We start from the raw sequence: 11,375 nt of genomic DNA, 5'->3' as shown, positions 1-11,375 counted from the left end.
TGCCTGATGGTTCAATAATGAACATAGGAGTTGTTCCAGCACCTCCATCAGAGTAGAAGAGAAAAGGAGCATTTTTAGTCACAAATCTGATCCATTGACTGTCCAATTGTGAATATAGTCCCAAATCGGCTGTTGTAGTTAGGGGAGCGCCTCCCCGCTGAATTACTCCATCAGATACGCTCATTCGTCCATTCACTGTCAGGCTGCCCAAGCTAACGTTGCCCGTAACGGTGAGATTACTTTGAATCGTCAGTGCCCCCGTCATCGTATCCCCGGCTTTTCTCACTGCCAAATTGATGGCAGTCGTTACCTCGCTATCCCGGGCAATTGCTGGGTCAATTCTCGCCTCACTAATCACCCCCGTACTCGCATTAATCTGAGTAACAAGGCGGTTCGTTCCTCCCTGGTTATCGATTTGGGCGGCGGTTGTTTGGTGGGGGTTATTGGTGTTACTGGTGTGAGTATCCAACTTAGTCCCATCAGCAGAAACATCCCGACCATCCACTGTCCCAGTCACTTCCAGCTTACCAGTAACTCTCAGGTCACCGTTTAAATCGGCTCGTCCGGCGGCTCCTAAACGCATCTTGGACCATTGGGACGGATCAACATTGGGATCGGTTAAAGTGAGACTACGGGCTTCTAAATCGCCAGCAACGACCCCAGCAGCACGCCGCCGATTAACTCCCTCTCCTTCATCGGTGGCTGTAATTTTGCCCTCAGAGTTCACTGTCACCCGCCCCAAGATCAATTGCAGACTCAATTGATCAGCAGAAGGGGGATTTTCACTTACATTAATATTGGCGATTTCTTGTACACGGGTAAAGCCTTCTACCCCCGTTTCTTTCGTCTCATCGACCTTTCGCTCATTATAGGCGATAGTGATATAGACGGTTTTACCAGGAAAGGTAGATAAATCTCTATTAACTTTATTCACTTGCACAATCTCTCGTCCCTCACTGTCAATCGCCATGCCTTCAGCAATTTCTATCTGGGACGAACCGATAGTATATTGTAATTTTAAGCCATCGGCGATGCCCCAGGTGTGGAGTTTCTGATTGTGTCGCCGTCCCATCTCCAGGTGATAGGTTTGTTCCTCGGTAAAATCGGGTGCGCGCAGGAATTGCCCGTCAAAGTAATTTAAGCGTTTAATTGAGTCAGTCATGTTTGGTCTCCTTAGATGAATTTAGCTTGCAAAACAGATATTATTAATTCGGTTCTCCTAAAAGCGTATCGATGCCCACAGTGGAATTAAAATTAATCCGAAATACAGGCGTTACCACCGTAATCGGTCGGAGAAAATCAGTATGAGCCGGTTTTTGTAAATCGACAATAGCAGTAACAATCTCTTGCTGTTGCTTGATCAGTTCAGGATTGGCTGTTGGCAAAACAATTTGCACCCAAAAGAAGAAGGGAGCGCCACCATCAAGGATGGTATCTTTCCCAATGGTAGCATGGACACCTACCTGCAATGGCGCGTTCAGTTCATTGACCTGCACACCAACAGCAGAGGTCGTCTGTACTCCCGTTTGGGTATAGATAATTAAAGCCTCTTCTAAACCGCGTTTGGTGCCTCGCAGCCGATACAGTTGAGCCGCCCTAGCAATCAACAGTCGTTTCTTATTTTCCTCCCAATCATCCCGCAGAGTCAAGGCTACCCAACTAGCCAGCCAAGGTAAAAAATCGCTAGGAGCGTGTTGGGAGGCGCTCAAGTTGGCTCCCGGCTCAAAATACCGATAAACTCCCGCTAACTGGGTTGTCTCACCCTGAAAAGTATCAGTATCAGTAATGTTTCCTCCCCCCAGAATTTCTTCTATACCTGGTTGGGGGACTTCTGAGGATATTTCTCCTAAACCAAGGAGTATTCTTTCAAAAGCCAGCAGGAAACGACCGAGAAAATTCGGCTGGTTGGCTTCACTATCTTCTTGAAAAATAGCCGGTAGATAATTGAGTAAACTACTCCCTTGTCCAGTTCTTTCATTGATTGTCATAAAATCCTCTCCAGAAAAAATTGTTTGATCACTTACTCTCTCAATTGGCAATAACTCAATCCACCTCAATCTGCGATCGCAAATCAATCACTTCTTCTGCTTTGATTAACAGCCATCCCCCTGGCTCTCGGTTGCGATCACTAGATAATTTAATAGAAGTAACCTGCTCAATGTCAGTAATAATTGTGGCTAAATTTAATTCACGAGAATCTGTCTCGAGATACTGAGAATCTGCTAATTGTAAGCTACTAAGCTTGATAGTTTGGTTAGCGGTAACTTCAAGTTTCATGTCAGTTTCACCATCTGGGTTTAGGTCGCGAATTGTTGGATATAAAGGATGGAAGAAAGCTCGAGTTTGGCTTTTAATTTGCTGCCTCAGTAAGTCGGGATCAGACCCCGAAGAAGCTCTGATTTTAATTGTTAACTGCACTGTCAAAAAATCAGCACTAGGTGCGATCAAAATCTGGTCTAGTTTGAGGCGGTTTGCTGGCAGATAATGATCATACAACCGCAGTCCAATCGGTTCTCCCTGATCGTTCCAGATAGTATCTGCTGCTAGACAATGTTTATTTTCTGGCTGACATTGACTAACAAGCAGAATGTCTGATAAATAATCCACTCCGTCAATTTTTTCTAGTAATTCATATACTTCGGAGACGTGAACATCTCGACCAAAAGGCCAGTTTTCTGGGTCAAGAAATTGCTGCATAGCTTTTATGATGTTGTTGCTGATTGTCTTAGTGAGTACATCAGAGCGACGAGCAAGGAGAATTTCCGCACTAACAGGAGTATAAGTCGGGCCGACAACGGACAGGCGAGTAGTGAGGATAGATCGTTGCTGGAGATAGCCCTGAAGTGCATCTCCTAGTAGAGTCGTTGGTTGGGGGCCTAATTGATTGGCACTGTCACTATCTTGATCGGGTAGAATCAGGACACTGACATAGTTAGGTTTACTTTGCTTTCTTTCTTCTTCCCTACCTGCTCCTAAATAGCGTTGTGGAACACAATAAGCGCGTTGTATTTTTTGGTTAACTTTTGAGGGTAAATTTTCTTTTTTTATCGCTAAACCAGTTGTTTCCCACCATTCTTTGCATCGGTCTTCGAGAGACTTTTGGAGTAATTGGTCAGCTTTTTCTTCTTGCTGCATCTGCACTAACCAGATGTTAAATTTTGCCTGACTCAGAATTTCGTAATCTTCAGCCGTTACTGCTCGATAGAGATCCCGCAAATTTAAAACAGCCTCGCGGATTTCTTGTCCTAAATCCTGATTTTGATCAGCCACCCAATCAGGTCCATTAAGCAACCGCAAAAATGTTCGCAAGTTATCATCAGTTATTCGATTTTGCCGATACAGCAACATTTCCGTCAAGTAGGCAAACATTTCAATCAGGGTAATACCTGGATCTGAGGGATTATAATTTGTCCATTCCGGGGCGTAGTTAGGAATCAGTCTGAGGGCTTCGGCAACAAGATCCTCATAAGTGCGGTCATCTAGGTTGGGTAATTCTAAAGGCATGGTAAATACGGCAAAATTTAATGAATTTTCAATTTTCAAAAGCTGCGAGATTCCTCAAGATTCCTCAAAAAATAAGCTGATCGTGTGAGTGCCAGAATAGACTAAGAAACGGCCGCTCTTTCTAATTGCTTCAACCTCCTCAGAAACCCTGCCATCATCGACCAGGAGGCGGCGAATATAACTGACACCGGGGACAGCTTCCAATAGAGCATAAAAATCGGATTTGTAGGGTTCGCGTCCAAAATCCCAGCCCTTGCCATCTAACCCGCCCGTCAGGGGATGTAAAAACTGCTCTAGAGTTGTTTTAACTGCTTGTTCAACAGTGCTGGCTCCTTCGAGGGAACTCAAACCAATTTCGACATTAACATTCACTGATATATACGGGGGACCAACTACCAAAATCTCGGCAGTTAGACAAGCACGCGCTCTGAGAAACTGCTCAACGCGGCTAATCAGTTCCAGACTTGGTAAAGGCTTGAGCGCCTCAGAGCGCGGTACGATGATGATGCTGGTTGTTCCCCGTCTGGGCGGTTGCTCAGGTGGATCTTCTAGCCAATGTAGAGGTAGGCACTTGGCCTTTGCTACCTCTGGGGAAGCCAGTTTGGCCAAGTCTTCGTAATCCTCTAGGGTGACGGCGCGATCGCGGTGGCGGATAGTTTCAGGAACGCGATCGCGCAAGGATTCCAGGGTTTCTGCTTCTGCGCCACCAAGCGCTGCTTGTAAGTTGGTTACTTTCTCGATGTAGGGAACTGTGGTTTTCAGTTGTACAATGCTATCGACTGGTTTATTCCCGGCTTCACCGCCACCCGTCTGATACCACGCCATCCTGAGATTACCAGTTCCCAGAGGCGGAATCAGTCCGTTGCGCCCGTTGCCAAACTGAATCTTGCCCGTAAGTTGGTCGAGGAGATAGTGGCGATCACGCGGATCCGAGCCATAGAAATCAGGAACTTGTTGCCATTGTACCCAGACTTCTCGAGAATTGGGAATTGGAGTAATCGGGTTGGTATTTCCTGGGAGTTTTAGTCTCTTTAGCTCTAGATCTGAAGGTTTTTCTGGTTCTCTGACCTCCAATTGTGGGTTTTGCAGGACGGGAAAGCGAGTCGTCTGGAAAATTTGATTTTCTGACCCGTTACTAGAACCCAAAATTTCCTTGACAATCGTGATCGTTTGGCTGGCGAAAGTTGTATTGAGAGCAAGTTTTATGATTCTGGGTTCAACCAGATAGTCTCCTGTTTCCCACTGTACCCGCAACCAGTAACGTTCCGATAAGTTAAACTCGGCTTTAGTTTGACAGTCGGCCGGAACTAAGAATTTAATTAATCCTGAAAGGGTAAAATTTTCGCTACCATCCTCGACCGTAAGTTTTGACCAAGCTTGTCCATTCCAATATTGCCAAGATAACCGGACTGGCGACCTTGGTGGTAGTTGGTCTGCCACAAAGGTTTCTAAAGTAGCAGTATAAATAGGCTCAAAAGTGTCAGGACGGCTCAGGCGCACAAAAGCAAGATCTCGGTTTTCCTGATTGAGATCTTCGGGAATAGTAATCTGCACTTTTAAGGATTTTGTTTCCCCAGGAGCAAGAGTAATTGAAGTCCCTTCCTCTGAGATTGTCGTCTCCCAATTATTGCCCCAAATTTCCACTTGCCAAGTGACTGATTTATCTGTATCATTCGTCACCCACAGGGGATGGGTGACTATGCCATTTGTCCCAACTTGACGACTGTAGGGGGGAGAAAGAGGGATAAATTTTTCCCCATATTTCAAGTCTGCTAAGCAGACAAAAAGACTCAGAGGACGATTGGGAAAATTGGAGCGAGTTGGCGGGAGGGTAAATCCTAGATAGAGCGAAGGATGAGATTCTGTGAGGGATTCAAAAGGAATAAATGGTTGTTCTTTCTGTTGAATGTATGTAAAGTTATTGTAGGTTTGACAAGCAGATAAAGACTGAGTGGAATTATAGGTGTAACTCAGCTTCAGCGACTGCACTAAAGGTGGAGACAAAGTAGCGTTATTTACTAGCCAAACCCCTGTCCCCACTGGATGAGGCGATTGTAGGGCTTCTGTCAACGTCAGGCTATTATTTGCGGTATCAACAACCCTGATCGTTCGGATTTCCTGAGTGTTAGTTCCAGCGGCAATCTGGAGGCGATCGCCTGGCATAAACCCCCGACTACTGTTGACGATAATTTGCGCGGTATTTTCCCTAATTTCTTGTCTGAGGGTAGTAAAAGTAGGTGGTTGAGAGGCAGAAGCTGTGCCATAGTTTCCCCGAACAATCCGCACACGAATCCAATAATTAGTCTTGCCATTAACTTCAGCTAATCCTATCTGATTGGGCAAAGTAAAACTGATTGATCCGCTTTGGCTGAATTTGGCAGTGGCTGGGCTACTGGAAGTTACCGATAATGGCTGCCAAGCATTACCATCCCAAACTTCCCAAGCCAGATCAACGTCGCCCCCAGTGTTGACGAGGACAGTTTCATTGAGGGTAAGGTTGACTGTTACCCTAGCTCCAGCTTTGGCAAAGACTTCCTGGCTGGCTAGGTATAGAGTATCGCTGAGGCGAGGGGTTTCGCCAAAGGGATAGAAATCTTTAGTGAGGTCGAGGGGTGAAGTATTAGTAAAACCGAGATCGGGCAGTAAATTAGACTGAGTAACGCTTACTCTCGTTGTAATTCCTTGAATTTTCGGTAAGGGAGGAGAACCAAAGATTAAAGACTGATTGAGCGCAACTTTCAGCCAGGACGCTTCTACGCCATTGATGATTTGTTTAATGGGAAGGGGAAAGTTAGGAATTGATACTTGCCAACTTTGGTTATTGTCTGTGGTATTACTAACTGATAGGAGCTGCCAATCTTGACCATTCCAATAAGACCAAGTAAGGGGGAGTCCTGCTAACCTCTGAGCATCCTCAGATTGAATTGTTAAGGTGACGGTTTTAGCAACTGGTAGAGAAAATAGGTCATCGCAAGCTAAGTACAGGCTGTGTTCGACTCCCCCATCGCCATGAAAAACAAAACCCGCAGTTGCAGTTCCGGTCGTCAGCCAAGCAGTGCGATCGCTCCAGGTATCCTGCTGCGGCTCCTGCACAAATACGGAGGTGAGTTGAGCAGCCGTAACGACTAATTCCGCTTCTGTTTCAAAGATTACTGGGTCTTTTTCCCCTTCCGCCGGGGGAGCGGCTACCTGAGTTCTCGCCGGAACAACTACATCTACTGTAGAGCCAGCCGCCAGAGAGAAGGTCAGGGGAGCGCGAGCGGATTGGGGTGGGAGGCGGGAAGCTCCTAACAAATCCAGGAAGGCGAGGAAATTCTTGTCAGGGACTTGGTTCAAGCGCTTGATGATAATTTCGGTAAAGCGGGCGAAGGTGCCAATCAAGGCGGCACTGATGCTCCCCTTTTTCGGCAGGCGCTTGCCCGTTACCGGATCTACTTCAAATTCCTGCCAAGTGGGTGCATACTCAAGCAGTAATTCCTGCAACTGCTCGGTAATCTCAGTGGCTGTGCGCTGATCAATTTTTGGGGCTGATTTAACCATTGAATTATGAATTATGAATTGGGAATTATGAATTGGGAATTGGGAATTACAAGATTTGAGGATTATCAGGATGATCAAGCCAAAATCCAAAATCTAAAATCTAAAATTCATCACCCAGCACTCCTTTCTAAATAAAACGGATAGACCAGATTAAAAACGTTATTACTTGCTCGCACCTGATAGTCAATACTGATGAGCAGTTTTTCCCCTTCGCTGTCAGATTGGGGAATAACTTGAACGTCTAATACATCAATGCGAGGCTCAAACAAGAGTAAAGCTTCTCGCACTTGTTGGGAAATTTTGCCAGCGGTGGCTGCTGTATTCATTTCAAAAACGAGGTCGTAAATTCCGCAGCCGAAATCGGGGCGCATCACGCGCTCGCCCTTAGCCGTTCCCAGAACGATCCAGATGGACTGACGGACGCTTTCTTCGTACTTAGCCCAATTGATCGCCCCCGAATCGACCTGAACGGGGAATCCTACGCCAACACCTAAAAAAGATTTCTCCATCTCCATCTTCTCCTTAACCAATGAAAACGGTACCGACAGCAATAACCCGTCCTACGGGCAAATCGGCTGGATCATTGCACGTCTGCGCCATATCGCCGTTACGCGCTGCCATCTTGCCGTTGATCTTGACGGTTGGGCTGCCGATTTTAATGGCGGCTTTGTTGGCGGGAGGGTTCTGGAATGCCGTACCAGGAGGGGTAGGGATATGGGGTGGGGTGTTGTCCGCCGTGCTGTCCACGGTGGCGGCTGCCATCCCCATAATCTTGACATCGGCACTGAGGTTGCCGTTGATGATACCAATAAAGGGGTGGGGAAGGGGAGTCGGAACTGGCGGTCCCGGCGGTGCTGGCACCATGACAATGTGGGTGTCGGTGGCAATAATTTGGTCGCCTTGTTTAGCTGCGGGTTGTCCCATAATGGATTTTAGATTTTAGATTTTGGATTTTGGATTTTGGATTGAGTATCCTGAAAATCCTGATTTGATTGGGGATTCACAACTAATTGAGGTTGATAGTTGCGCCTTTGATGTTCATGGGGGCGCTGGCTTTGATATCCATGCCGGCTCCAGCTTCAATTTTACTGTCGGTGGAAGACTTGATTTCGATTTTTTGTGCGTCTAGTTTGATCGTCCCTTTAGTGGCAGAAAGGGTAATGTCTTTGTCAGCGGTAATAGTAATTGTGTTATTAGATGTATCGAAAATTAGGCTGTTCTTGCCAGTTTTATCGATAATTTCAATAGTTTCTTTGCCATCTTCATCATTCAGGCGAATGGCGTGGCCGCTGCGAGATTTGATCAGCCGCAGGTTATTTTTTCCGTCGCTATTATTAGCCGGAGGTGCATCTTTACCATTCCAAAGAACCCCCAAAACGTAGGGAAAACGCGGGTTTCCCTGCTCAAAACCAACTAGAACTTCATCATCTACTTCTGGGAGAAAGTAGAATCCTCGTTCTTTCCCGGCCATGGGAGCAGCAATTCTCGCCCAGTTACTCTCATCTTCATCTTGATCGCTCAGCCAGGGAAATTTTAACTTGACCCGACCTAAATTATCCGGGTCTTTATTATTGGTAACTACGCCGACGACGACTCCGAAAATACGACCAGCGATCGCTTCCCTAGTTTCCGTATCTACTGTCACCTCAAAGAGATTCATATTGCATTCCTCCGAACTGTAAAATAAGTGAAGTAACCGCGAGTCCCGTAACGATGGCTGGCCGCCGTGACGTAATACAGTCCGCTAAATCGCTGGCCAATACCATCGATCTCAATGACTTTACCGGCCTGCACTTGGGTATTACCCCGACAAATACCTTCACCAGTAATCAATCCCAGTACCCCCCGATTAAATTGAGCTTTAGCAAATTGATCGGCTTCAGCTTGACTGGCAACGGGGCGATCGCTAATACCCCCTATCCCCTCACCGAAGGCACTCTCACTGAGCTTAGCACCGCTCGACTGTCCCCCCATCGTCGAGACTTCATCCCCCGCCTTAGCCTGTCCGAGAACCTTTTGCTTGTCTTTGGCACTCCAGCCGCGCACCGATACTTGGCTCACCTGTCCGAGGGAAGAGAGGCGGGGAGAAAATTCCAGCAGGTCGTCTTCCAGAGTCAGGGTTAAGACGGCGCTACCGGCATTCCCCACCGGACGGAACAAGAGGGTTTTGTCCTCTACCACTACCTCATACTGGAGCTGCCGCGCCCGTGCCTGCAAGAATTCCAGATCCGTCTGGTTAGCCTGCATAAGATAGTCATGAATGACTTGGCTATCTTCGGCTTTGGCAGTAAGTCCTCCTTCGTTGGCAATTTGCGCGGCGATGTCGCTGTCTTTTTTCTGGAGGAAAGTACGAGTCTTGCGTCCTCTTTGTAGTCGGTGGCGGCGATCATAACCGCGCACGATTAAGCTGGGCAGGCGATTAATCGCAAATTCTGGTTCTAATCCAGTGATTTCTCCCTTAATTAAGGTGACCAGTTGGCTCCCATAACCTAGTTTAATCTCTACTTCAGTACCAAGAGCAAAAAGAGCGTCATCGAGTAAGGCAATCTGACTATTCTGAGTTTCAAGTCCAGTCAGTTCCACTGTGAACATACTGGGTAGAGTCAGGTCATCCTCAACGGTGATACTAATAACCTGAATTTCTGTCTCAATTGGCAGTGGTGAACCGCCAATTTTCAGAGCAAAACTCGGTAACAGCAAATTTGGCGGACTCGTTGTCGGCATTATCGATAATTCTCCTGATTTTAGATTTTAGATTAGTTTTTTCCCTGTTCCCTGTTCGTCGCCATATAACTCTGTCACCTGCCCAATTCCCAATTCATAATTCATAATTCATAATTCATCAACGTAGTTTCGGAATAATTAGAGGATTGCTTACTTTTAAATGGCGCGGATCGTCTAGATTATTTGCTTGGGCGATAATGCGCCAGAGATTGGGATCTCCATATACTTCCGCCGCTAGGCTACTTAAAGTATCTCCTCGCTTGACCAGGCGTGTCGTTTGTTCTGGATCAGTTTGTTTGAGGTCTTTTTCTCGATCAATCCATTCAGTAAAAGTCACTGTCAGCCTAGCGCGTAGGGGTTTGCCATCACTTTTGAAGAGGGTGAAGTTTTGCACCAAGTTAGTCACCACTCCAATAAAGGGAAACTCAGGAGGATCGAGGGGGTTTCCCCAAGACACTGTGCAAATTGGCGGTTGATTGGTATCCCGTTCAATGCGCGTCAGCTTGACAATTTTATTGGTGAGTTGGCGCACGTCATCTACTGGCTTACCCTTGTCTGTAACGGGTTCAGTCACGTCAAAAAACAGTTCTAAAACAAGGGTGCGACTTCCTCCTCCCCCAAACTGCAAAACTGGTGCATTCAAATTTCTCTGGACGGTAGATTGCTCTCCTTTGGTGGCTGTTGAAGTACTAGCAGATACTTGCGAACTCCAGGTGACTGGTTTGGTAATTGAATAGGCAGTCGGATTGAATTGCACCGTAATTTCTGGCAGCTTAGACGGTGGTAGAGGTTTAATCTTTAATTTGGTAGGCGTTTCTAGTACCATTAGCTCATTCCTCGACGTTCACGTTCAACGGTTAACTGGCGAAACAGCAGACGGCTGACTTGTTCGGCGATGTCTGCAACATTAACTACCGGAGTCTGGTTTGGTGTCTGAGTGATCGCTGGTATAGCAGGATTTGATGGCACAGCTTCCATCTCAGAAGTCGTATTTGACATCTGGCGCAGGATATTGGGACGATTAGGATTGACTGGAATACTGACTGACGGCAAAGAGGAGTCAGTATAGCCGTTGTTGGCGGCGGAGAAAACTGTCCTCGCTGGTTCACTGGTAGTTTTACGCCAAACCAGATTGGTCGGGATTGAGAGGTTTCCTGGAACCTCTCTAGAGGGAATTTCTGGAACGACGGCGATCGAGGTTGTCGCTAATTCGGAGTTAACGGCGGCAATATCTCTATTTGCTTGATTTCCTGACTGTTTTTGTCCTCCGATCGCCTCTCTGTGTATTGTACCTGAACCTGTTGTTAGTCGGTTAGATTCTTTATCTAGCGATTGTAAGCTTTGCCGCAGCAACAAGGGGGTTGCTGTGCTTAAATTGCTTACTTGAGGTTGTCCTAATTCAACTGAGGTAACTTTTGTTTCTCCTTCTGTTGACGCAACTATTGCCTCTGATTGGTCTAAAGTAGCTGCTGATTCTGAGTTAGAAGTGGGATTATTTATCCTTTCAGTAATTGTTCTCAAAGGTAAAGTAGATTCTCCCGAAGTAGCGGTTAGGGAATCTATCTTCTTTTCTTCAGCTGTTTCGTCTGGCTGCTGCCAGTTTTTTC

10 protein-coding genes are annotated in these 11,375 nt (G+C 46.5%); all 10 read right to left on the bottom strand.

Translation table 11 applies throughout. The features are described 5' to 3' along the window. Nucleotides 1-1,162 (bottom strand): translocation/assembly module TamB domain-containing protein (locus IM496_RS18630; RefSeq protein WP_287662897.1); only part of this gene is annotated, 1,162 nt, incomplete at its 3' end. Between the two features lie 43 nt (nt 1,163-1,205). Further along, entirely contained in the window at nt 1,206-1,988 is a 783-nt protein-coding gene (locus IM496_RS18625) for a phage tail protein (protein ID WP_287662896.1), read from the bottom strand. A gap of 55 nt (nt 1,989-2,043) precedes the next feature. Further along, the gene (locus IM496_RS18620; protein ID WP_194015643.1) at nt 2,044-3,543 is read right to left on the bottom strand and encodes a baseplate J/gp47 family protein; all 1,500 of its coding nucleotides are present in this window, start codon (nt 3,541-3,543) and stop codon (nt 2,044-2,046) included. Between the two features lie 15 nt (nt 3,544-3,558). Continuing rightward, nucleotides 3,559-7,044: a putative baseplate assembly protein gene (locus IM496_RS18615; protein WP_194015641.1), complete on the bottom strand. Its 3,486-nt coding sequence runs from the start codon at nt 7,042-7,044 to the stop codon at nt 3,559-3,561. Nucleotides 7,045-7,154: 110 nt separating this feature from the next. Continuing rightward, the gene (locus IM496_RS18610; RefSeq protein ID WP_194015639.1) at nt 7,155-7,553 is read right to left on the bottom strand and encodes a GPW/gp25 family protein; all 399 of its coding nucleotides are present in this window, start codon (nt 7,551-7,553) and stop codon (nt 7,155-7,157) included. A gap of 13 nt (nt 7,554-7,566) precedes the next feature. Next, complete coding sequence (locus IM496_RS18605) at nt 7,567-7,968, bottom strand: PAAR domain-containing protein (RefSeq protein WP_287662895.1); 402 nt, start codon at nt 7,966-7,968, stop codon at nt 7,567-7,569. 82 nt (nt 7,969-8,050) lie between these two features. Continuing rightward, nucleotides 8,051-8,704 carry a phage baseplate assembly protein V gene (locus IM496_RS18600; RefSeq protein ID WP_194018293.1) on the bottom strand — a complete coding sequence of 218 codons (654 nt, stop codon included), beginning with the start codon at nt 8,702-8,704 and terminating at the stop codon, nt 8,051-8,053. After that, nucleotides 8,701-9,768, bottom strand: a complete 1,068-nt coding sequence (locus IM496_RS18595) for a phage late control D family protein (RefSeq protein ID WP_194018291.1) — start codon at nt 9,766-9,768, stop codon at nt 8,701-8,703. The genes IM496_RS18600 and IM496_RS18595 overlap by 4 nt, the downstream gene beginning before the upstream one ends. Nucleotides 9,769-9,886: 118 nt before the next feature. After that, the gene (locus tag IM496_RS18590; RefSeq protein ID WP_194018289.1) at nt 9,887-10,594 is read right to left on the bottom strand and encodes a CIS tube protein; all 708 of its coding nucleotides are present in this window, start codon (nt 10,592-10,594) and stop codon (nt 9,887-9,889) included. Next, on the bottom strand, nt 10,594-11,375 hold a 782-nt coding region (locus IM496_RS18585), incomplete at its 5' end, for a hypothetical protein (protein WP_287662894.1). The genes IM496_RS18590 and IM496_RS18585, both read right to left, overlap by 1 nt.

Source organism: Microcystis sp. M049S2, assembly GCF_020245625.1.
Taxonomy (GTDB): Bacteria; Cyanobacteriota; Cyanobacteriia; order Cyanobacteriales; family Microcystaceae; genus Microcystis; species Microcystis ichthyoblabe_A.
Note: the sequence above shows the minus strand (reverse complement) of the source record. Positions and strands in the feature narration are given on the sequence as shown.